Annotated in this window: 17 protein-coding genes and 5 tRNA genes; 21 read left to right on the top strand and 1 reads right to left on the bottom strand. The window is 64.7% G+C overall.

All coding sequences use genetic code 11. The features are described 5' to 3' along the window. Positions 1 to 10: 10 nt before the first annotated feature. The 17 genes from rlmB to OLSU_RS08085 all read left to right on the top strand — a co-directional run bounded on the left by rlmB (position 11) and on the right by OLSU_RS08085 (position 16,519). Positions 11 to 910 (top strand): 23S rRNA (guanosine(2251)-2'-O)-methyltransferase RlmB, encoded by a 900-nt coding sequence (gene rlmB / locus OLSU_RS08165; RefSeq protein WP_013252480.1) that lies wholly within the window; start codon positions 11 to 13, stop codon positions 908 to 910. Further along, positions 911 to 1,453, top strand: a complete 543-nt coding sequence (locus OLSU_RS08160) for an NYN domain-containing protein (RefSeq protein ID WP_013252479.1) — start codon at positions 911 to 913, stop codon at positions 1,451 to 1,453. It abuts the gene before it with no gap. Positions 1,454 to 1,512: 59 nt separating this feature from the next. Continuing rightward, positions 1,513 to 1,587, top strand: a tRNA-Thr gene (locus tag OLSU_RS08155). 205 nt (positions 1,588 to 1,792) lie between these two features. Beyond that, a tRNA-Tyr gene (locus OLSU_RS08150) sits at positions 1,793 to 1,876 on the top strand. Between the two features lie 5 nt (positions 1,877 to 1,881). Beyond that, positions 1,882 to 1,957, top strand: a tRNA-Thr gene (locus tag OLSU_RS08145). A gap of 15 nt (positions 1,958 to 1,972) precedes the next feature. Beyond that, a tRNA-Met gene (locus OLSU_RS08140) sits at positions 1,973 to 2,049 on the top strand. A gap of 78 nt (positions 2,050 to 2,127) precedes the next feature. Next, positions 2,128 to 3,333 carry an elongation factor Tu gene (gene tuf, locus OLSU_RS08135; protein WP_013252478.1) on the top strand — a complete coding sequence of 402 codons (1,206 nt, stop codon included), beginning with the start codon at positions 2,128 to 2,130 and terminating at the stop codon, positions 3,331 to 3,333. A gap of 323 nt (positions 3,334 to 3,656) precedes the next feature. Beyond that, positions 3,657 to 3,806, top strand: coding sequence for a 50S ribosomal protein L33 (gene rpmG / locus OLSU_RS08130; protein ID WP_013252477.1), 150 nt, complete (start codon positions 3,657 to 3,659; stop codon positions 3,804 to 3,806). A gap of 15 nt (positions 3,807 to 3,821) precedes the next feature. Then, positions 3,822 to 3,897 (top strand) — tRNA-Trp (locus OLSU_RS08125). A gap of 80 nt (positions 3,898 to 3,977) precedes the next feature. Beyond that, positions 3,978 to 4,352 (top strand): preprotein translocase subunit SecE, encoded by a 375-nt coding sequence (gene secE, locus OLSU_RS08120; protein ID WP_013252476.1) that lies wholly within the window; start codon positions 3,978 to 3,980, stop codon positions 4,350 to 4,352. Positions 4,353 to 4,355: 3 nt separating this feature from the next. After that, positions 4,356 to 4,904 carry a transcription termination/antitermination protein NusG gene (gene nusG, locus OLSU_RS08115; protein WP_013252475.1) on the top strand — a complete coding sequence of 183 codons (549 nt, stop codon included), beginning with the start codon at positions 4,356 to 4,358 and terminating at the stop codon, positions 4,902 to 4,904. A 109-nt stretch (positions 4,905 to 5,013) separates the two neighbouring features. Beyond that, on the top strand, positions 5,014 to 5,442 hold the full coding sequence (gene rplK / locus OLSU_RS08110; protein ID WP_013252474.1) for a 50S ribosomal protein L11: 429 nt from the start codon (positions 5,014 to 5,016) through the stop codon (positions 5,440 to 5,442). 123 nt (positions 5,443 to 5,565) lie between these two features. After that, positions 5,566 to 6,273, top strand: coding sequence for a 50S ribosomal protein L1 (rplA, locus tag OLSU_RS08105; RefSeq protein WP_013252473.1), 708 nt, complete (start codon positions 5,566 to 5,568; stop codon positions 6,271 to 6,273). 547 nt (positions 6,274 to 6,820) lie between these two features. Beyond that, on the top strand, positions 6,821 to 7,336 hold the full coding sequence (gene rplJ / locus OLSU_RS08100) for a 50S ribosomal protein L10 (RefSeq protein ID WP_013252471.1): 516 nt from the start codon (positions 6,821 to 6,823) through the stop codon (positions 7,334 to 7,336). Positions 7,337 to 7,444: 108 nt separating this feature from the next. Next, on the top strand, positions 7,445 to 7,822 hold the full coding sequence (gene rplL, locus OLSU_RS08095) for a 50S ribosomal protein L7/L12 (protein ID WP_013252470.1): 378 nt from the start codon (positions 7,445 to 7,447) through the stop codon (positions 7,820 to 7,822). A gap of 745 nt (positions 7,823 to 8,567) precedes the next feature. Further along, positions 8,568 to 12,083: a DNA-directed RNA polymerase subunit beta gene (rpoB, locus tag OLSU_RS08090; protein ID WP_013252469.1), complete on the top strand. Its 3,516-nt coding sequence runs from the start codon at positions 8,568 to 8,570 to the stop codon at positions 12,081 to 12,083. Between the two features lie 5 nt (positions 12,084 to 12,088). Then, entirely contained in the window at positions 12,089 to 16,519 is a 4,431-nt protein-coding gene (locus OLSU_RS08085; protein ID WP_013252468.1) for a DNA-directed RNA polymerase subunit beta', read from the top strand. Between the two features lie 405 nt (positions 16,520 to 16,924). Here OLSU_RS08085 and OLSU_RS08080 read toward each other — a convergent pair whose 3' ends face one another. Continuing rightward, on the bottom strand, positions 16,925 to 17,515 hold the full coding sequence (locus OLSU_RS08080) for a helix-turn-helix domain-containing protein (RefSeq protein ID WP_013252467.1): 591 nt from the start codon (positions 17,513 to 17,515) through the stop codon (positions 16,925 to 16,927). Between the two features lie 1,021 nt (positions 17,516 to 18,536). Between OLSU_RS08080 and rpsL the strand changes: the two genes are divergently transcribed. From rpsL to rpsJ, 4 genes are read left to right on the top strand one after another with little or no spacing between them, the layout of a single operon-like run. Next, positions 18,537 to 18,911 (top strand): 30S ribosomal protein S12, encoded by a 375-nt coding sequence (gene rpsL, locus OLSU_RS08075; protein ID WP_013252466.1) that lies wholly within the window; start codon positions 18,537 to 18,539, stop codon positions 18,909 to 18,911. Between the two features lie 49 nt (positions 18,912 to 18,960). Next, positions 18,961 to 19,431, top strand: a complete 471-nt coding sequence (rpsG, locus tag OLSU_RS08070; protein WP_013252465.1) for a 30S ribosomal protein S7 — start codon at positions 18,961 to 18,963, stop codon at positions 19,429 to 19,431. Between the two features lie 23 nt (positions 19,432 to 19,454). Next, a complete protein-coding gene (gene fusA / locus OLSU_RS08065) occupies positions 19,455 to 21,551 on the top strand; it encodes an elongation factor G (RefSeq protein ID WP_013252464.1) in 2,097 nt (698 codons plus the stop codon). Positions 21,552 to 21,602: 51 nt separating this feature from the next. Next, positions 21,603 to 21,911: a 30S ribosomal protein S10 gene (rpsJ, locus tag OLSU_RS08060; RefSeq protein WP_013252463.1), complete on the top strand. Its 309-nt coding sequence runs from the start codon at positions 21,603 to 21,605 to the stop codon at positions 21,909 to 21,911. Positions 21,912 to 22,838: the final 927 nt, after the last annotated feature.

Below are 22,838 nucleotides of genomic sequence, written 5' to 3'. Positions count from 1 at the left end.
GGGGCGGGGCATGGCGCGCAAGAGACAGCCCCGGGGGCGGGCCTCGTCGCCCTCGTCTCACAAGGCGTCCCCGTCCGCTCCGACCGGGGGGCGGCACGGTGGCGGAACGTCCGGCCGCCGCACGCGTCAGGCCACCACGCCTTCGCGTGAGGGCCTCATCGAGGGCAGGCGCGCCTGCGCCGAGGCGCTCGAGGGGGGCGTCCCCCTCAGGCGCGCCCTGGTCGCGGACGCCTCCGGTGGTGCGGACCAGACGCTTGCCCGCCTGGTCGAGCGCCTGTCAGAGGCCCAGGTGCCCGTCGAGCGGGTCTCCCGCGCACGACTCGACTCCCTGAGCTCGCACGGGGCCCATCAGGGCATCATCGTGGAGAGCAGCCCCTTCGAGTACGCGACCCTCGGTGACGTCATCTCCAGCGCGGGCAGCGGCGACGCGCTCGTCGTCCTCCTCGACCACGTGACCGACGAGGGCAACTTCGGTGCCATAGTCCGCTCTGCGGAGGTCGTGGGCGCCTCGGGCATCGTCATCGCCAACGCCCGCAGCGCCAGCGTGGGCGTCGGCGCCTACAAGACGTCCGCGGGTGCGGTCATGCACCTTCCCATCGCGCGGGTTCCCAACCTGGCCACCGCCCTCGACCGGCTCAAGGAGGCCGGCTTCTGGGTGGCTGCCGCAACCGAGCATGCCGAGCAGGACGCGTGGAGCGCGCCTCTCGGCGGAAGGCTCTGCCTGGTCATGGGGTCCGAGGGCGGCGGCATATCGCGCCTCGTTCGCGAGAGGTGCGACTTTGGCTGCCGTCTGCCCCAGCGTGGACGCATCGAGTCGCTCAACGTGGCGCAGGCGGCCACGGTCCTCTGCTACGAGTGGCTGCGCAGGTCGAGCATGGGCCCCTCGCCATCGGCCGAGGGGGGCGACTAGATGTCCGCCCGACATGACCTGCTGGTCGTGGACGGCTACAACGTGATGGGGGCGAGCCCGCGCTACCAGCACCTGGTGGACGAGGGGGGCGACTCGCGCGACCTCGGCACCGATCCCTTCGTGCGGGCGCGCGAACGTCTGGTCACGGACGTGGCCGCCTTCGCGCAGGGTCGCTACGACGCCGTCGTCGTGTTCGACGGCGCCAACAACCTCTCCGACGAGCGGCCGACTTGCATGTGCGCGGGCGTCACGGTCGAGTTCTCCCGTCAGGGCGAGAGCGCCGACGCGCTGATCGAGCGCATCGTGACCGACGCACGCAGGGCGGGGAGGTCGGTCGCGCTCGTGACGTCTGACAACACGGTCCGCGCCACGGTGGGCATGGGCGTCGCGAGGATGTCGAGCGACCTTCTCGTCCACGAGATGGAGGTCGGCGACGCCGAGGTGGCCGAGGAACAGAGGCGCGCCCAGACGACGCGCATGACCCTCGAGGACCGCCTGAGCCCGGAGCAGCGCCACAGGCTCTGGGAGCTTCTGGGGAAATGAGGCATCCTCCGACCGGTGCTGGCGGACTTGCGCGCAAGACGCTATCATGCGAGGGACGCGCTGGCTTAGCTCAATGGTAGAGCCCTGGTTTTGTAAACCAGTTGTTGTAGGTTCGAGTCCTATAGCCAGCTCCAGGACCGCTCGGGCGCCCCTCCCCGTCGAGGGGGCGCCCTTTTGCCCAAAACCACCCCGACATGGCTTGTGACCTGCCGTTGTGTAGGACCTATGAGAGGGATACGCCCGGACGGGTGGAATGCGTTGACAGTACGTTTGCGTGGTCGTAATATTCTTTCCGCTCGCAGGGGCTTCATGCCTGTGCGAGCAGCTTGAAAACGGAATGGGGATGTGGCACAGCGGCAACTGCGGCGGACTGTAAATCCGCTCCCTCTGGGTTCCTTGGTTCGAGTCCAAGCATCCCCACCATACCTGCCCGTGTAGCTCAGTCGGTAGAGCACTTCGTTGGTAACGAAGAGGTCACCGGTTCGAATCCGGTCGCGGGCTCCATTTTCAAGTGGCAATGCCGGTGTAGCTCAGCTGGTTAGAGCACGCGGCTCATACCCGCGATGTCACTGGTTCGAATCCAGTCACCGGTACCAGACTTCTTACGGCGCTTCGGCGCCGTTTGAAATATAGAAGTGTTGTGGCCGCAAGGTTGGTTCTTAAGGAGGACGGCAATGGCCAAGGAGAAGTTCGATCGCAGCAAGCCGCACGTAAACATCGGTACGATTGGTCACGTCGACCACGGTAAGACCACCCTTACCGCAGCCATCACCAAGGTCCTCTCTGAGACCGAGGGCTGCAAGGCCGACTACACCGCCTTCGAGAACATCGACAAGGCTCCCGAGGAGCGTCAGCGCGGCATCACCATCTCCGTCGCCCACGTCGAGTACGAGACCTGGGAGCGCCACTACGCCCACGTCGACTGCCCGGGCCACGCCGACTACGTCAAGAACATGATCTCCGGTGCCGCCCAGATGGACGGTGCCATCCTCGTCATCGCCGCCACCGACGGCCCGATGGCCCAGACCCGCGAGCACATCCTGCTCGCCCGTCAGGTCGGCGTCCCCTACATCATCGTCTTCCTGAACAAGTGCGACATGGTGGATGACGACGAGCTCATCGACCTCGTCGAGATGGAGACCCGCGACCTCCTCTCCGAGTACGACTTCCCCGGGGACGACCTCCCCATCATTCGCGGCTCCGCCCTCGGCGCCCTCAATGGCGAGCAGAAGTGGGTCGACTCCATCGTCGAGCTCATGCACACCGTCGACTCCTACATCCCGACGCCCGCCCGTGACAACGAGAAGCCGTTCCTGATGGCCATCGAGGACGTCATGACCATCTCCGGTCGCGGCACCGTCGCCACCGGTCGCGTCGAGCGCGGCGAGCTCAAGCTCAACGAGCCCGTCGAGATCGTCGGCATCAAGGACACCCAGGCCACCGTCGCCACCGGCATCGAGATGTTCCGCAAGACCATGGACTTCTGTGAGGCCGGCGACAACGTGGGCATCCTGCTCCGTGGCATCAAGCGTGAGGACATCCAGCGCGGTCAGGTCCTCTGCAAGCCGGGCTCCGTCACCCCGCACAAGAAGTTCACGGGCGAGATCTACGTCCTGACCAAGGAGGAGGGTGGCCGTCACACCCCGTTCTTCTCCGGCTATCGTCCCCAGTTCTACTTCCGCACCACTGACGTGACCGGCGACATCCAGGAGCTCACCGACTCCAACGGCGGCAAGGTCGAGATGGCGATGCCGGGCGACCACATCACCGTCACCTGCGAGCTCATCCATCCCATCGCGATGGAGCAGGGCCTGCGCTTCGCGATCCGCGAGGGCGGCCACACCGTCGGCGACGGTCGCGTCTCCACCATCATCGAGTAGCTCACGCTGCCTCGTAGCAGAGTGGCTTCTGGACCCGACACCCTCTTGCGGGGGCGTCGGGTCCTTCCTTGCTGCGTGCGACGCCCGTGCGTCGATGTAGGCCTACGGCACGGGCCCACGGCGTGGGCCCACAACGCAGCTGCACGGCTGGTCCCATGGCGGGTTGCCGGTCTGCCAACACAGAGGTCAGGTCACCCATTTGGTGGTTTTGTTGAGGCTTGTCCCCGGACCTATCGGTAGTTGACAGTGGAAAGCGCCACATGGTAGCGTATTCCATCGCGTCGTCTCGAGCGGTTCGAAGGCGACGGTCTACAGGAGGACTCATGCGCACACTGGTTACCCTCGCATGCACCGAGTGCAAGCGTCGCAATTACACCACGGACAAGAACAAGTCCAACACGCCCGATCGTATGGAACTGAAGAAGTACTGCCCGTGGTGCCACAAGCATACCCTTCACAGGGAGACCCGCTAGAATAGGGTCGCATACAGGCCAGTAGCTCCAATGGTAGAGCGGCGGTCTCCAAAACCGTTTGTTGTGGGTTCGAGTCCTACCTGGCCTGCCAGATCACACCACCGGCTTTCCTCATATCGGGGTGAGCCGGTTTCTATGAACAGGGGCCCGCGCCCCAGAGGGGTTTGAAGGATGGCGAAAAAAGAGCGTCAGAAAAGGGCGGCCCGCCAGGCTCGTGCTCAGGTGCGCGCCGAGCGCGAGGCGGAGCGGCGGTCTCTCTCTGGCGGAGACGACAAGCCTCCCAAGAGGGCTGGTGCCTCCGCATCCGCACAGTCCCCCAAGAAGGCCGACAAGGTCGTCAAGGCTCCCAAGAAGAAGGGGCGCATCGGCAGCTACCTCTCGGAGGTGCGCGCGGAGATGCACCGCGTGGTCTGGCCGAGCAGGCCGGAGCTCAAGAACTACTCCGTGGCCGTCATAGCCATGCTCATCGTCTTCGGCATCGTCATCTGGCTCGTGGACACCGGCTTCGTCGCGGCGCTCGTCGGCTTTACCGGACTGAGGGGGTAGCACATGGCTAAGCGCTGGTACGTGGTCCACACCTACTCGGGCTACGAGAACAAGGTCAAGACCGACCTCGAGCACCGCATCGAGACCTATGGCCTGGAAGACCAGATCGTCGACATCCAGATCCCGACCGAGGAGGTCACCGAGATCAAGGATGGCGGCAAGCGCGAGACCAAGGAGTCCAAGGTCTTCCCCGGCTATGTCCTCGTTCGCATGGACGTCGACGACAACTCCTGGGCCGTCGTTCGCAACACCCCGGGCGTGACCGGCTTCGTCGGCATCGACGGCAAGCCCACGCCCCTGCGGCGCTCCGAGTTCAACAAGATCATGCGCCGCACCAACCCCAGAGGTGCCCAGGAGCCCAAACGCACCACCATGACCACCGACCTTGAGGTGGGACAGGCGGTCAAGGTCGTCAGCGGTCCTCTGGCGGACTTCGACGGTCTCGTCTCCGAGGTCATGCCCGAGGCGGGCAAGGTCAAGGTCATGCTCACGATCTTCGGTCGGGAGACCCCGGTCGAGCTCACGCTGGACCAGATCGCCACCATCTCCTAGCGAAACCCCGGCCACACCCCGTATCGGTGAGGATTGCTTCTCGGGGTTCCGGTGTTACATAGCTTTGCCAGCACGTACGCACTGACTCACTTTTGAAGGAGAACCAGCAATGGCTAAGAAGCAGGTCACGCACTTCATCAAGCTTCAGATTCCCGCCGGCGCCGCCAACCCCGCGCCCCCCGTCGGCCCCGCCCTGGGCGCCGCCCAGGTCAACATCATGCAGTTCTGCCAGGCCTTCAACGCGGCGACTGCCGACAAGGCCGGAGACATCATCCCCGTCGAGATCACGGTCTACGAGGACCGCAGCTTCGACTTCATCACCAAGACCCCCCCTGCGGCCCAGCTCATCAAGAAGGAGCTCGGCCTCAAGGGCGGTTCCGGCGTCCCGCAGCGCGACAAGGTCGGCCAGCTCACCCAGGAGCAGCTCACCAAGATCGCCGAGATCAAGATGCCGGACCTCAACGCCAACGACGTCGAGGCCGCCAAGAGGATCGTTGCCGGTACCGCCCGCTCCATGGGCGTCACCATCGCCGAGTAGCGGTCCTGGTCGCATCTGCGGCCTTTGGGCATGCCCTATGGGCCCCGCGTCGTGGGGTCTCAAGCATAGTGGGAGGGCCACGGCGCCCGTCGAACCACGCGTCTACCACAGGAGGTAGGAACAATGCCGAAGCATGGAAAGAACTACAACAACGCCGCCGCCAAGATCGAGGCGGGCAAGCTCTACACGCCCAAGCAGGCCATGGAACTCGTCAAGGAGCTGTCCTCCGCCAAGTTTGACGAGACCGTCGAGGTCTCCGTCCGCCTCGGCGTCGACACTCGCAAGGCGGACCAGAACGTCCGCGGCTCCATCTCCCTGCCCAACGGCACCGGCAAGGCCGTCCGCGTCGCCGTCTTCGCCGAGGGGGAGAAGGCCCGTGAGGCCGAGGCTGCCGGCGCCGACATCGTCGGCTCTGACGACCTCGTCGCCGAGATCACGGCCGGTAACCTCAACTTCGATGCCGTTATCGCAACCCCCAACCTCATGGGCAAGGTCGGTCGCCTCGGCCGCGTCCTCGGCCCCCGTGGCCTGATGCCAAACCCCAAGCTCGGCACCGTCACCATGGATGTCGAGAAGATGGTCAAGGAGCTCAAGGCCGGCCGCGTCGAGTATCGTGCCGACCGTTACGGCATCTGCCACGTCCCCATGGGCAAGGCGTCCTTCTCCGCCGAGGCCCTCGCCGAGAACTACGGTGCCCTCTACACCGAGCTCCTCCGCGTCAGGCCCTCGAGCGCCAAGGGTCGTTACGTCAAGTCCGTTGTGGTCTCCTCCACCATGGGCCCGGGCGTCAAGGTGGATACCTCCGTCACCCGTAACTTCACCGAGGAGTAGGTGGCCGGTTCCGCGCTTTCCGTGTCCGTGCATCGCCAGGCACCTATCCCGACAAGCGCCTGGCCAAGCGCCTGAGCGAGGCCCGCGTCCCGTCCTTCCGGCGGCATGCGGGCCCCTTCTTGCGAAAGGCGCCGTCTGCGGCGACCGACTCGCGACTGCGGCCCCGCAGCGGCATGAACCGCCTCCCTTTTCCCATGTCCCCAGGGAAAGGGAGGCGGTTCAGCACCTGGCCGGGCCCAGGGTTGCCAGGGGCCACTCTTTGTGTGGAGGGCGTGTCCGGCGTGAGGGGCGCACGCCCCTCTCCTTGACTTGGCCTGCCTGGGCTGCGACAATGTGCCGTGCCCGAGAGGGTGATTTTGCAGACTGCACGTCCGCTGCCAAAGACAGCCGGTGCCGCAAGGCTCAAAGGGGAGACCCGCCTGCCGAGGTGGTCTTGGAACTTGTCTTCTCGGACCCCGCTTTGGCAACGCCAAGCGGGGTCTTTCGCGTGGAGGCCCGCCCGCGTCGGCGGCTCGTGCCCGATCGTGACGACAAGGAGGTGTAACCCATGCCCAACAAGTCCAACATTGCCATGCTCGAGAAGGTCGGCGAGTCCCTGGAGAGCTCCAAGGGCGTCTTCTTCATCGACTACCGCGGCCTGACCGTCAAGGAGACCCAGGAGCTTCGCCGCTCCCTCCGCGAGGTCGGTGCCCACATGAAGGTGTACAAGAACAACATCGTCAAGCTCGCGCTCAAGAATGCGGACCTGCCGGAGGTCGATGGCCTTGTCGGCACCTGCGCGTACGTGTTCTACGAGAACGACCCCGTCGAGGCGGCCAAGGCCATCAAGACGCAGTCCGAGGCACTCAAGAAGATCGAGTGGATCGGAGCCATCGCAGATGGCCAGGCCCTCTCTGCCGAGGAGGCCAAGGCGTATGCCGACCTGCCCAGCCGCGAGGAGCTGCTCGCCAAGCTGGTCTACGTCGTCGCGAGCCCGCTCTCTGGCATCGCTCAGGTCTGCGCTGGTCCCGCCCGTGGCCTCGCCACGGCGCTCCAGGCCGTCGCCGACCAGAAGGCCGCGTAAGCACGCCTTCGCCCGCACTACTGCGACCGTGTGAAGACTGCGGTCGCAGCGCAAACGAGAACCGTACATGGGCGCCGGAGGTGCGCCCGCTACAGAAGGAGAACTGACATGGCTGTCACCAAGGATGAGATCATCGAGGCCCTCAAGGAGATGCCCGCCCTCGAGCTTTCCGAGCTCGTTCACGAGCTGGAGGACGTCTTCGGCGTCTCCGCCGCCGCTCCCGTTGCCGTCGCCGCCGCTCCCGCCGCCGGTGCCGCTGCCGCCGAGGAGGAGAAGACCAACTTCGACGTCGAGCTGACCGCCTTCGGCGACAACAAGATCGCCGTCATCAAGGTCGTCCGCTCCCTCACCTCCCTTGGCCTGAAGGAGGCCAAGGAGGCCGTCGAGTCCGCCCCCAAGGTCCTCATCGAGGGCGCCAAGAAGGAGGACGCCGAGGCCGCCAAGGCTCAGCTCGAGGAGGCTGGCGCCACCGTCACCCTGAAGTAACTTCGAGTCACATCGGACTTCGGGTGAGGGCGGTCTCGGTCTAAAGCGAATGCGAGCCAAAGCGGATTCACCTCACCCGTCCACCCTTCGGAACCCCCTCTCTACGAGGGGGTTCTTTCGTGTGGGACCCAACACGATGGGGATTTGGCGCGGCAAGCGCAGCGTGGGAGCTCGCGTCGGTCTTCCGGTTCGCGCCGGGCCCGTCAGTCCGTCGGTCTTCCGGTTCGCGCCGGGCCCGTCAGTCCGTGTCGGAATTGTCCGAAGTGAGTACTGGTGCTTCAGAAGTGAGTACCGCCACTCACTTCTGGTAATTTCACCAATACGTTTACCTGCGGAGATGTCGAGAAATGCAACTTCGTCAGGCGCTATACGTCCCCGAAGGAGCCCAAAAAGTACTCACTTCCGGCAATCGAAGTCCGCGCACGCGCACATCCTTTCGCGTGACCGCCCCGCACCAGCACCCGCACCAGCACCCGCCCCGTCTGCTCCCGCTTGGTTTTCCGTGTGCGAGAGCCGCCCCGTCGCCGCTGGGGTCTTGACAAATGCGATCGGATGCCTTTCCGCACGTTACACAGGGAATTCACAATCGTATTTGTTAACGCGCAGGTAGAAGGGGTGGTGGTTGCCATAAAATATTTCGTGCCACTTGTCAAGCCCCTTCCGTTGACCTTCCCGGATGACTTCGTTACTTTATTAGATTGCGACAACTGCCGCTTTTTTGTCTCGTTGAAGGAGGAAGTGCCTGGTGCCTACCGCAAAGTCTTCCCAAGCCGCACAGAGGGAGCTGCGCACGCGCGTGAGCTTCAGCAAGATTTCGGCTGCCATGGAGCTGCCCAATCTCATCTCCGTTCAAAAGGAGTCGTTCGAGCGATTCATGACCGACGGACTTGCCGAGTCCTTCGCCGAGTTCTCTCCCATCGAGAACTCCGCGGGGACCATGGAGGTCTCGTTCGGCGAGCATCAGTTTGGCGATGCCCCCAGCACCATTGCCGAGTGCCGCGCCAAGGACATCTCCTATCAGGCGCCCCTCTTCGTCGACGTGCGCTTCGTCAACAAGGAGACGGGCGAGATCAAGGAGCAGCTCGTCTTCATGGGCGACTTCCCGCTCATGACCGAGCGCGGCACCTTCATCATCAACGGCACCGAGCGCGTCGTCGTCTCGCAGCTCGTCCGCTCCCCGGGCGTCTACTTCTCCGAGGAGATGGACAACGGCGTCCAGACCCACCACGCGCAGTTCATCCCCGCGCGCGGCGCCTGGCTCGAGTTCGAGGTCGACAAGCACGGTCACCTGGTCGTCTCCATCGACCGCAAGCGCCGTCAGAGCGCGACCCTGCTGCTGCGCGCCCTGGGCATCGCCGAGAGCGACGACGAGATCATGAGCCTCCTCGGCGACTCCGACGTCGTCCGCGCCACGCTCGAGCGCGACATCGCCACCACCCGCGAGGACGCCCTCATCGAGATCTACCGTCGCCAGCGCCCCGGCGAGCCCCCCACCGTGGACTCCGCGCGCTCGCTGCTCGACGGCCTCTACTTCAACAGCCAGCGCTACGACCTTGCGCGTGTCGGCCGCTACAAGATCAACAAGAAGCTCGGCCTTGAGCTCGAGGCGACGCAGAAGGTCCTGACCGACGAGGACATCGTCTCCGCCCTGCGCTACCTCCTCGCCCTGCATGGCGGCGACCAGGCCAAGAAGCTCGATGACATCGACCACTTTGGCAACCGTCGCGTGCGCACGGTCGGCGAGCTGGTGCAGAACCAGTTCCGCATCGGCATGAGCCGCATGGAGCGCGTCATCCGCGAGCGCATGGCCTCCCAGGACGTGGACGACATCACGCCGCAGTCCCTGATCAACATCCGACCGATCGTGGCCGCCATCAAGGAGTTCTACGGCTCCTCCCAGCTGTCGCAGTTCATGGACCAATCCAACCCGCTGGCGGGCCTCACGCACAAGCGCCGCCTCTCTGCCCTCGGCCCGGGTGGCCTTGCGGGTCACAAGAGCGGCTCCAGCCGTCGCACCAACGTCCCGACCGCGGTGCGCGACGTCCACAACTCGCACTACGGTCGCATGTGCCCGATCGAGACCCCCGAGGGGCCCAACATCGGCCTGATCGGCTCGCTCGCCCTCTACGCGCACGTCAACGAGTACGGCTTCATCGAGTCGCCGTATCGTCGCGTCGTGGACGGCGTCGTCACCAGCGACGTCGACTGGATGACGGCAGACGAGGAGGAGAACCACGTCATCGCCCCCGCGAACGTCCCCGTCGATCCCAAGACGGGCAGATTCGTGGCCGTCGACTCCCACGGCAACATCTACAATCCCGACGCCATCGTCGCGCGCACGCGCAACTACGACGGGTCCTTCGGCGCCCCCGCCGAGGTTGCGGTCGAGACCGTCGACTACATGGACGTCTCGCCCCGCCAGCTGCTTTCCGTCGCGGCCAACCTCATCCCGTTCCTCGAGCACGACGACGCGAAGCGCACCCTCATGGGCGCCAACATGCAGCGCCAGGCCGTGCCCCTGATCAAGGCCCACGCCCCCTACGTCGGCACCGGCCTCGAGTACGCAGCCGCCCAGGACTCCGGCGAGCTCATCTGCGCCGCGCACGCCGGCACCGTCGTCGAGGTCGATGCCGCGCACATCGTCGTGGATGGCGAGAGGGGCCCCGAGCGCTATGACCTCCCCAAGTACGAGCGCTCCAACCAGAGCACCTGCATCAACCACCGCCCCGTCGTGCACGTGGGGCAGAAGGTCGAGGCCGGCGACCCCCTGACCGACGGCACCTCCGTCGACGGCGGCGAGCTCGCCCTGGGTGCCAACCTCAATGTCGCGTACATGCCCTGGGAGGGCTACAACTACGAGGACGGCATCATCGTCTCGGAGCGCGTCGTCCGCGACGACCTGCTGACCTCCGTCAACATCTCCCGTCACGAGATCGATGCCCGCGACACCAAGCTCGGCCCCGAGGAGATCACCCGCGAGGTCCCCAACCAGTCCGAGGAGATGCTCGCCGACCTCGACGACGACGGCATCATCCGCATCGGCGCCGAGGTCGGCCCCGGTGACATCCTGGTCGGCAAGGTCACGCCCAAGGGCGAGACGGCGCTGACCGCCGAGGAGCGCCTGCTGCGCGCCATCTTCGGCGCCAAGGCCCACGACGTCCGCGACACCTCGCTCAAGATGCCGCACGGCGCCTATGGACGCGTCGTTGACGTGGTGCGCTTCAGCCGCGAGGCAGGGGATGACCTCCCGCCCGGAGTCAACGAGCTCGTCCGCGTCTTCGTAGCCCAGCGTCGCAAGATCCAGCAAGGCGACAAGATCGCCGGTCGTCACGGCAACAAGGGCGTCGTCTGCAACGTCCTGCCCGTCGAGGACATGCCCTACATGGTTGACGGCACTCCCGTCGACGTCCTTCTCGACCCCCTGGGCGTCCCATCCCGTATGAACGTGGGCCAGTTGCTCGAGTGCCACCTGGGCTGGGCCGCAAGCCACGGCTACGACATCGACTCCGCCGAGTCCGACGAGATCGTCGACGGCCCGATGTACGTCTCGACCCCGGTCCTGGACGGCGCCACCGACACCGAGGTCGCCGAGGCCCTGCGCCGCACCAACGTCAACCTCATGAACAAGGCCCTGCGCACCTATGGCAGGCACATGCGCCAGGAGTTCGTGCCGCAGCTCAACGACAAGGGCAAGACCACGCTCTACGACGGTCGCACGGGCGAGGCGTTCAAGAGCCCCATCACCGTGGGCACCTCCTACATCCTGAAGCTCGGCCACATGGTCGACGACAAGATCCACGCCCGCTCGACCGGCCCGTACTCCCTCGTTACCCAGCAGCCGCTGGGCGGCAAGGCGCAGTTCGGCGGCCAGCGCTTCGGCGAGATGGAGGTCTGGGCCCTCTACGCGTATGGTGCGTCCAACGTGCTTCACGAGATCATGACCGTCAAGTCCGACGACACCAACGGTCGCGTGAAGACCTACGAGGCCATCGTGAAGGGCGAGAACGTGCCCGAGCCGGGCATCCCCGAGTCCTTCAAGGTCCTCGTCAAGGAGATCCGCTCCCTGGCCCTCGACATCGCGCCGATCGCATACAAGCCGGAGGAGCCCGTCGAGAGGGACTCCGACGAGGCCGCAGACGCGAGCGCCGTGGAAGTGTTCGCCGGGGCAGAGAGCGCTGACGACCTGATCGGTGGCTTCGTCGCCGATCTCGGCGAGGACGAGGCAGTCCTGGCCGGTGACACCACCAACGATAAGGAGTAGCGAACGTGGCAGATTTCGATACCACCGATTTCGACGCTATAAAGATCTCGCTCGCCTCCGCCGACGAGATTCGCAGCTGGTCCCACGGTGAGGTCAAGAAGCCCGAGACCATCAACTACCGCACCCTCAAGCCCGAGAAGGACGGCCTCTTCTGCGAGAAGATCTTCGGTCCCGTCAAGGACTGGGAGTGCGCCTGCGGCAAGTACAAGGGCATCCGCTTCAAGGGCATCGTCTGCGAGCGCTGCGGCGTCGAGGTGACGAGCGCCAAGGTCCGCCGCGACCGCATGGGCCACATCGAGCTTGCCGCGCCCGTCTCCCATATCTGGTACTTCAAGAGCCCGGCCACCTTCCCCCTGGCCCGTCTGCTCGACATGAAGAGCAAGGACCTCGAGAAGGTCCTCTACTTCGCCTCCTACGTCATCACCGACGTGGACGGCGAGGCTCGCGAGGCCGATGCCGACGACCTCAAGGAGGAGCTGGCCGCCGACCTCGAGGAGCTCGACGCCGAGCGCGATGACGAGATCGAGCGCCTCAGGGCCCAGGGCGAGTCCGACGGTGACGAGTTCGGTGACATCGAGCCCCTCTCCGCCGACGAGATCCGTGCCGGCGTGGCCGACCTCCAGGAGGAGTACGAGGAGGAGAAGCAGCTCCGCCGTGACGCGTTCGACAGGTTCATGCAGCTCGAGAAGCGCGAGCTCATCTCCGACGAGGCTCTCTTCACCGAGATGAAGCGCTACTACTCCATCTACTTCAAGGGCGGCATGGGAGCGGAGGCCGTGCGCGACCTGCTGCATGGCATCGACCTGGGCAAGGAGGCCGAAGAGCTGCGCGCCATCGTCGCCTCCGACGAGTCCCAGAAGCAGAAGAAGGAGCGCGCCGTCAAGCGCCTCGAGATCGTCGACTCCTTCCTCAAGGGCGGCAACGACCCGGCCAACATGATCCTCGACGTCGTCCCCGTCATCCCGCCCGACCTGCGCCCCATGGTCCAGCTGGACGGCGGCCGCTTCGCCGCGTCCGACCTGAACGACCTCTATCGTCGCGTCATCAACCGCAACAACCGCCTCAAGCGCCTGCTCGACCTCGACGCCCCGGCGATCATCGTCAACAACGAGAAGCGCATGCTCCAGGAGTCCGTCGACGCCCTCTTCGACAACGGCCGTCGCGGCCGTCCCGTCACGGGCCGCGGCGGACGTCCCCTGAAGTCGCTCGCCGAGTCCCTCAAGGGCAAGCAGGGCCGCTTCCGCCAGAACCTCCTCGGCAAGCGCGTCGACTACTCCGGCCGCTCGGTCATCGTCGTCGACCCGCACCTCAAGCTGCACCAGTGCGGCCTGCCCTCCACCATGGCGCTCGAGCTCTTCAAGCCCTTCGTCATGCGCAGGCTTGTCGAGCTGGGCAAGGTCGAGAACATCAAGGGCGCCAAGCGCGCCATCGACCGCAGTGCCCCTGCCGTCTGGGACGTCCTGGACGAGGTCATCAAGGGCCGCCTGGTCCTTCTCAACCGCGCCCCGACGCTGCACCGCCTGTCCATCCAGGCCTTCGAGCCGGTCCTGGTCGAGGGCAAGGCCATCCACCTGCACCCGCTGGTCTGCGCCCCCTTCAACGCGGACTTCGACGGCGACCAGATGTCCGTCCACGTGCCCCTGTCCACCCAGGCGCAGACCGAGGCCCGCGTCCTGATGCTCTCGAGCAACAACCTCCGCTCGCCGGCGTCCGGCAAGGTCCTCACGGTCCCGTCCCAGGACATGATCTTCGGCGTCTACTTCCTCACCACCGAGAAGGACGGCGTCGAGGGCGAGGGACGCGTCTTCTCGGACTTCGAGGACGCGCTGATGGCGTATGACGCGCGCAACCAGGTCGACATCCAGGCCAGGGTGCTCGTGCGCGTCTCGTCCGCCGACGCCAACTGCGAGGAGGGCGGCAGGAAGATCTTCCGCACCTACTCCGCGCGCGGCGAGGCCAAGGACTACGACGTCACCGACCACGCGGTCCGCTTCGAGACGACCGTCGGCCGCGTGATCTTCAACCGGCAGTGCCTGCCGGCCGACTATCCCTACATGAACTACAAGATGGTCAAGGGGGACGTCAGCGCCCTGGTCAACGACTGCTGCGACCGCTACAGCACCGCCGAGGTCGAGCCGATCCTCGATGCCATCAAGCACAGCGGCTTCCACTACGCCACCCGTGCCGGCCTGACCATCTCGGTCTGGGACGCCGCCATCCCCGACGACAAGCCCGCGCTCCTCGAGGACGCGCAGGCCAAGGTCGACCAGATCAACGAGTACTACGAGGACGGCTTCCTGTCCGAGAGGGAGCGCCACGCCGAGGTCATCAACGCCTGGACCGAGTGCACCGACACCCTGGGCTCCAAGATGCTTGACGGCTTTGACGAGGACAATCCCATCTACATGATGGCCGACTCCGGTGCCCGTGGCTCCAAGACGCAGCTCCGCCAGCTCGCCGGCATGCGCGGCCTCATGGCCGACATGTCCGGTGACACCATCGACCTGCCGATCAAGTCCAACTTCCGCGAGGGCCTCGAGCCGCTGGAGTACTTCATCTCCACCTATGGCGCCCGCAAGGGCCTCGTCGACACGGCCTCGCACACCTCCGACTCCGGATACCTCACCCGTCGCCTTGTCGACGTGGCGCAGGACGTCATCGTACGCGAGGAGGACTGCGGCACCGACGAGGGCGTCACCTACGATCTCGTCAAGCCGGGCGAGACGGACGTGGACACCGACCTGATCGGTCGCTGCATCCTGGACGACGTCGTCGACCCCGAGACCGGCGAAGTCCTGTTCTCCAAGAACGACTACATCTCCTCCAAGGAGGACCTGAGCAGGCTCGTCGACGCGGGCTTCAAGAAGATCGAGCTGCGCGCGCTGCTCACCTGCAAGTCCAAGTACGGCGTCTGCCAGAAGTGCTACGGCTGGGACCTCTCTACGCGTCGTCCCGTCAACATCGGCACGGCCGTCGGCATCATCGCCGCCCAGTCCATCGGCGAGCCGGGCACCCAGCTCACGATGCGCACGATCCACTCAGGCGGCGTCGCGGGCGCCGACGACATCACGCAGGGCCTCCCCACGGTCGCCCGCATGTTCGACGTCGTCGGCAACGTCAACGAGAAGATCCTGGGTCGCGAGGCGGACCTTGCCCCGTACTCCGGCATCCTCTCCATCACGCCCGAACAGACCGAGTACCTCCTGCGCATCCTTGACGCGGATGACCGTAGCCGCATCCTCGTCGAATGGAGGGTCCCCGCTTCCGTCCGCTTCATGCCCGGCTTCGAGGACGGCGCCGAGGTGCGCGCCGGCGACCAGATCACCCGCGGCTTCGTCAACTTCCGCAAGCTGCGCGGCCTCACGGACATCGAGTCCACGATGCACACGTTCGTCAAGTCGGTCAAGGACGTCTACACGTCCCAGGGCGTCGACCTCAACGACAAGCACATCGAGGTCATCGCCCGCCAGATGCTGCGCCGCGTCCAGGTCACCAACCCCGGTGACTCCACCTACCTGCTGGGTCAGTACGTTGACCGCTACGCCTTCGCCGACACCGTCCGCAACATCACCATGGCGGGTGGCCAGGCCCCCGAGGCCGAGCCGGTCATCCTGGGCACCCTCAAGGTCGCCAGCTCTATCGACTCTTGGCTCTCCAGCGCGTCGTTCATCCGTACTGCGGGCGTCCTGACCGAGTCCGCCATCAAGGGCGAGGTCGACCATCTGATCGACCTCAAGTCCAATGTCATCGTCGGCAAGAAGATCCCGGCGGGCACCGGCCTCAAGGCGTACTCCGACGTCAAGCTGACCTATCATGGCCAGAAGATCGACGGTCCCACGTCGCCCTTGGCAAAGAGCCTGCCCGAGTGGGCGCCCGAGTCCCTCAAGGGCGTCGAGGAGCAGCTTCCCAAGCAGCTCGACTGGATTGGCGACGACTACGGTTACGGTGGCGTCTACTCCAAGAACGGTCGCACGCTCTCTTCTGAGGACGCCAAGCTCTACCTATTCGACGACTTGGGCGTGTCGCAGCGTTGGACCAACAAGTTCAGCGAGGTCGGCATCGAGACGGTTGGCGACCTCATCGGCAAGACCGAGGACGACCTGCTGCGCATCGATGGCATCGGCGCCAAGGCGATAGAGGAGCTTCGCGACGGTCTCGAGGCCCGCAACCTCCTCTACATCCTTGAGCCCGACGATGACGAGGCCGACAGCGAGGACCTGTCCCAGCTCCTCAACATGGTGTTCTCGCCCGACGCCGACTCCGACATCATGCTCGGCACCGCCGCCCCCGCGAAGCACAACTTCGACGACGAGCTCATCGGCGGCTCCTCCGAGGGTGACGGGGACTCCTCCGTCATCAACGAGGACCTGGGTTCCCTCCACGACCTGCTTTCCCAGGTCGAGAAGGGTCCCGATGAGGGAGATGCCGAGGAGTAGGCGGCGTTTGATCGATTTGGTTTTGCCGGCGCCCCTTCGCAACCCAGCGCGAAGGGGCGCTTTGTTGTGAGGAAGGGGCGCTGTTTCGTGGTGATGAGGCCGCCTCGAGGCCGCCTATCTATGCGTAGAGGTCACACGAAAGGCTGGATGTAACAAAATTGGCAGATATGTGTACTTTGGCCGGTGCTGATGTCATGCCTAGTGAAGGAAATTTGCTTATTCTGTTGTAATTACAACAAAATAAGCAGGTTACACGGCTTCACAGGGGGCTATTCGCCTCCACAAAGTCGTTGCCAATGCGTCCGAAACACACATAAGTGCCAATTTTGTTACATAGGACCGCTCGCACATCAGTTTCATGCTATTGCCGACACGATCCGGTGCGGATGGCACCGGCATCCGTGCCTATGGGCTCCAGACGAAGCCGCTAACTATCACGAGCACTCGCTCATCCCCATCTTTCTCACTCCTACTTTCAGCTTCTTCGGAGCGATTGCGGGACTTCTGCCGCCATGTGTCAAGAACGTCGCCGAGCTCTGTCTGCAGACTCTTGAGTTCTGATGGGGTAAGACTGAGAACTGAGTCAAATCCGATCTCGCTGTCACGCCATTCACGGGGAATCGTCTCATAGCTGTTGAGGTAACGCCCGTATGCGTCAGCGTATGATTGCGCCGACGCCCTTCTGATGGCAACCTCGGCCTCTAGGCCAGAGGCTGCATCCGTGTCCGGATTGGGCTCTATCACGGCCCGCGATGTCTCCCACCAGCTCTGCCTGTGGTCGCCCTCGTCATAGTCCACCCGCCTCACCAATCCGACCTCTTCGAGCTTTTGAAGATGGTAGCTGGCGCTGCCTGGGGCAATGCCGGTCTGTGCCGATATCTGCCCCACGGTTCTTTTGTCCCCGTTTCTCAGGAGCCCAAGAATCCTCATGCGAACGGGGCTAGACAAGGCCTTGAGCGTTGCGACGTCTGAGATCTTCAGGATTTCCTGCTCCATGTATGTCCCCCAAGCGCTCACTTGCCAAGTCATCCTTTAGGTCGATTATGCCAAGACGGACTGGCATTCTGAGCACAACGACACGGCTCAGATGGCCGAAAGGCGCAGCACGGCCTTCGATGGCCATGATGGCTGCGACGTGGCATGCGTCACTGCGGGTATCTTAGCGCCCCTAGCGCCGGGGAGCGCGGTGCGATGGCTGACGTCGCCCACACATATGCCGCCCGCACATATGCCGCCCGTGCACACGTTTTGAAATCGCGTGCACGGGACCGATTGCGACCTGCACTTTTATCGTTCGCGTGCACACGTTTTGAAATCGCAGGCACGGATTCGCCGGGCGGTGGCACGGGTCTGCGGTGGGGCGGCGGACTGAGAAAAGTGCTGACAAGCCATCCTTGAAGTCGATCCTGGTCCTGATGGCCATCGCCGAATTTGCGACATCGGGCTTGACGGGGGTGGGTTACGCGATGCCCACCTCCGAACAGGGATGGAGCAGCGAACAGATGGGGGCCATCCTCTCGTGTTTTGGGGTAGGCGCGGCCATGGCCTCCTGCCTCGTGGCACTATGTGCCACGAGGCAGGGGATGGGACCGGTTGGCCTCTCGATGTCTATCGCTGGCATAGCGTTTGCGGCGTCGGGTGCATGCACATCGTGGGGCCGGCCTCACCTCGGCCGTGGGCGCGTTTCTCTCCCTGGGCGCGGTTTTGGTTTTCGCGGGCCTGCTTTGCCGACGCATGGACGCGCGGGACATTGGCGGTCGATCGTCGTAGCGCACTCGTCGTAGCGCACTGGAGGGGTACGCGTATGGAGCGCGTGTATATGTGTCTGCCGTGAAGTAGGGATACGCCCGGCGCCGTGGCGTTTTGACAACAGCGAAACGGGTGCGTAAAGTACCACCTTGCGTCTTTGCGCCGCGTTTCGTGCGTGTGGACAATCCGGGGGTCCGGTGCTGCGGGCTCCCTGATACATAGGTGCTCGCGCACCGCATACCGGAAGTTCCCAGTAAGGAGATCAGCTTTGCCTACTATCAACCAGCTCGTCCGCCAGGGCCGCGTTTCCCACAAGGCCAAGTCGAAGAACGCCGCTCTCCAGCACAACCCGCAGAAGCGCGGCGTGTGCACCCGCGTCTTCACGACCACCCCCAAGAAGCCGAACTCGGCCCTGCGCAAGGTCGCCCGTGTCCGTCTCGTCAACGGCATCGAGGTCACCGCATACATCCCGGGCGAGGGCCACAACCTCCAGGAGCACTCCATCGTCCTCATCCGCGGCGGCCGCGTTCGCGACCTGCCTGGTGTCCGTTACAAGATCGTCCGCGGCGCCTACGACTGCGCAGCCGTTCAGGACCGCAAGCAGGGCCGCTCCCGCTATGGCGCCAAGCGCCCCAAGGAGTAGGCCCCGGCGTCCCGTTCGAGTAAGCTAACCAGTTCTTAGGAGATGCAACATGCCGCGTCGTGCAGCAGCAGTCCGCCGTGAGGTCATGCCGGACGCCGTTTACAACAACCGTCTCGTGACCCAGCTCATCAACAAGGTCCTTCTCGACGGAAAGAAGGCCACCGCCGAGCGCATCGTCTACGGGGCCTTCGACCTCGTCAAGGAGAAGACCGAGGGCGATCCCCTGGCCGTCTTCAAGAAGGCCATGGACAACGTCCGCCCGACCCTCGAGGTCAAGCCCAAGCGCGTCGGTGGCGCCACCTACCAGGTGCCCATGGAGGTCAACTCCCGTCGCGCCACGACCCTTGCCATCCGCTGGATCGTGAACTTCTCCCGCGCCCGCAAGGAGCGCACCATGGCCGAGCGTCTCGCCAACGAGATCATGGATGCCGCCAACGGCGTCGGCGCTTCCGTGAAGCGTCGCGAGGACCTCTTCAAGATGGCCGAGGCCAACCGCGCGTTCTCCCATTACCGTTTCTAGTCGCGCGTTTGAGGAGCTAATCAATGGCAAAGGTTAAGTACAAGCTCGAGGACCTCCGTAACATCGGCATCATGGCCCATATCGACGCCGGCAAGACGACGACCACCGAGCGCATTCTCTACTACACGGGCAAGACCCACAAGATCGGCGAGGTCCACGACGGCGCCGCCACCATGGACTGGATGGTCCAGGAGCAGGAGCGCGGCGTCACCATCACCTCTGCGGCCACCACCTGTTTCTGGAAGGATCATGTCATCCAGATCATCGACACCCCGGGTCACGTCGACTTCACGGCCGAGGTCGAGCGCTGCCTGCGCGTCCTCGACGGCGCCGTCGCCGTCTTCGACGCCGTCGCCGGTGTCCAGCCGCAGTCCGAGACCGTCTGGCGTCAGGCCGCCAACTACGGCGTCCCCCGCATCGCCTTCATCAACAAGTACGACCGCGTGGGCGCCGACTTCTTCCACGCCATCGAGACCATGAAGGACCGTCTGGGCGCCAATGCGGTTGCCGCCCAGATCCCCATGGGAGCCGAGTCCAACTTCTGGGGCCTCATCGACCTGGTCACCATGGAGGCGTGGGACTTCAAGGAGGACGCCAAGGGCATGATCTACCCCGAGGTCATGGACGCCATCCCTGCGGAGTTCGCCGACCTTGCCGCCGAGAAGCGCGACGAGCTGCTCGATGCCGTCTCCAACTTCGACGACGACCTCACGGAGCTCATCCTCATGGAGGAGGAGATCCCCGTCGACCATCTCAAGGCCGCCATCCGCAAGGGCGTCCTCGCCGGCGAGCTCAACCCCGTCTTCGTGGGTTCCGCCTACAAGAACAAGGGCATCCAGGAGCTGCTCGACGCCGTTGTCGACTACCTGCCCAGCCCGCTCGACGTCACCGAGATCGACGGCAAGAGCCCGAAGGGTGAGGACGAGGTCCGCCATGCCGACCCCAAGGAGCCCTTCTCCGCCCTCGCCTTCAAGATCATGACCGACCCCTTCGTCGGCAAGCTCACCTACATCCGCGTGTACTCCGGCCAGGCCGAGTCCGGCTCCTACGTCTATAACTCCGTCAAGGACAACCGCGAGCGCCTGGGTCGCATCCTCGAGATGAACGCCAACGACCGCGTCGACCGCGAGGAGTGCTCCGCCGGTGACATCGTCGCCTGCGTCGGCCTCAAGAACACCCAGACCGGCGACACCCTCTGCGACGAGAAGCACCCCGTCATCCTCGAGTCCATAGACTTCGCGGATCCCGTCATCGACGTCGCCGTCGAGCCCAAGTCCAAGGCCGAGCAGGACAAGATGTCGGTTGGCCTCGCCAAGCTGGCCGAGGAGGACCCGACCTTCCAGGTCCACACCGACCACGAGACCGGCCAGACCATCATCGCCGGCATGGGCGAGCTGCACCTCGAGATCATCGTCGACCGTCTCCGCCGCGAGTTCAAGGTCGACTGCAACGTGGGCAAGCCGCAGGTCGCCTATCGCGAGACCGCCGGCCACGAGGTCAAGCACGTCCAGGGCAAGTTCGTCCGCCAGTCCGGTGGTCGCGGCCAGTATGGCGACGCCATCATCGACCTCACCCCGATGGAGGCCGGCTTTGGCTACGAGTTCGTCGACGCCACCGTCGGCGGTTCCATCCCCAAGGAGTACATCCCCTCTGTCGACAAGGGCATCCAGGAGGCGCTGGAGACCGGCGTCATCGCAGGCTATCCCGTCCAGGACATCAAGGTCACCCTGGTTGACGGCTCCTACCACGAGGTCGACTCCTCCGAGGCCGCCTTCAAGATCGCCGGTTCCATGGCGGTCAAGAAGGCCCTGCAGCAGTCAGATCCCGTCCTTCTCGAGCCGATCGAGTCCGTCGTCGTCGAGACGCCCGAGCAGTACATGGGCGACGTTATGGGCAACCTCTCCGGTCGCCGCGGCAAGATCGAGGGCATGGAGGACCGCACAAACACCAAGATGATCCGCGCCAAGGTACCTCTGGGGGAGATGTTCGGCTATGCGACCGACCTCCGCTCCCAGACCCAGGGCCGCGCCTCCTACACCATGCAGTTCGACTCCTACGACCCCGTCCCCAAGAACATCAAGGACGAGATCGTCAGCAAGAGCGGCGGGAGCGCCTCGTAAGTACAGTAGCCAGTGACAGCCGCGCGCTGTCGTTTGATGGAGGTATTTGAATTGTCCAGCCAGAAGATCAGGATCCGCCTCAAGGGCTACGATCACGAGATCGTCGACCAGTCCTCTAAGCTCATCGTCGACACCGCCCAGAAGACCGGCGCCCGCGTTTCCGGCCCCGTCCCCCTGCCCACCGAGCGCAACCTCTATACGGTCATCCGCTCTCCGCACAAGGACAAGGACTCGCGCGAGCAGTTCGAGATGCGCACCCACAAGCGCCTCATCGACATCCTCGACCCCAGCTCCTCGACCGTCGACTCGCTCATGCGCCTTGACCTGCCCGCGGGCGTCGACATCGAGATCAAGCTCTAGGCCTCCTCTGGGTCGCAGCGGCCTTTTGGTCAGCGGCAACCCATCCCGGGCAATGGGCCCGCGCGGCCTCTCCGGGGCCGCCACGTTGCGCCCCCAGGGCAACCGGGCGGCACCGAAGGGTGACTGAGTTGTGATGAAGGGCACGGCCTCCGCGCGAGGCCGTGCCCTTTTCCGTAGGAAAAGAGGGGTGTCGCCCTCCCGTCTCGTGCCTATCTCTGACCTGCGATCGACTGCTCCGATGACGCGGGGGCGGAGGGGCATTGCCGTGCCGCATCCGAGGAACTAGGATTCTGGTACGGGGCGGCGTCTGATGCGGGGAGGCTCCCGATGCGGGGAGGAGCGCACGTGAAAGTGACTTGCGACAGAACCGCACCCGCTCCTGCGTCTGCGTCGCCTGTGACGCTGGCGCTGCTCGTGTCGTTGGTGCAACTTGTGCCCCTTGTGCTTCTCATGCCGATAGCCGTGCCCCTCTATGGGGTCTCGGCGCCATCCGTGGTAATCGGGTGCGCTGCGGGGTACGTCGCAGCCGTGATTGCACAGGCCAGATACGGAATGGGGCGTCCCATATGTGCCCGCGCATTTCTTATCTGCCTGGGAATGATGGGACTGACCATTGCTCTGCTGTTTCATACCGGCGGGTGTACGGTCCCCGCCCTATGCCTGGGATTTGGTGCAGCCCCCACGTACAGGGGTCTTGTGGACCACGTTTGGACGGCGCCCAACGCCAGGTGGCTGTTGGCTTCGTTTGCATGTGGCATAGGCTTCGCCCTGTGCGGCAGTGCCTTTTCCATCCTTGCATGGCCTGATGCTCAGCCATGGTTGCCTGCACCAGTCGCATTGCCGTCTCCTGCGCTGCGCATGTCTCTCCTCGCCTGTTTGGCTGCGTTGCCCATGGCGCTCCTTGCGCTCCTGCTGCATCTCGAGTGA

It is taken from the genome of Olsenella uli DSM 7084, from assembly GCF_000143845.1.
Lineage (GTDB): Bacteria > Actinomycetota > Coriobacteriia > Coriobacteriales > Atopobiaceae > Olsenella > Olsenella uli.
The sequence above is the reverse complement of the archived record's forward strand: the minus strand, read 5'-3'. Positions and strand labels throughout refer to the sequence as shown.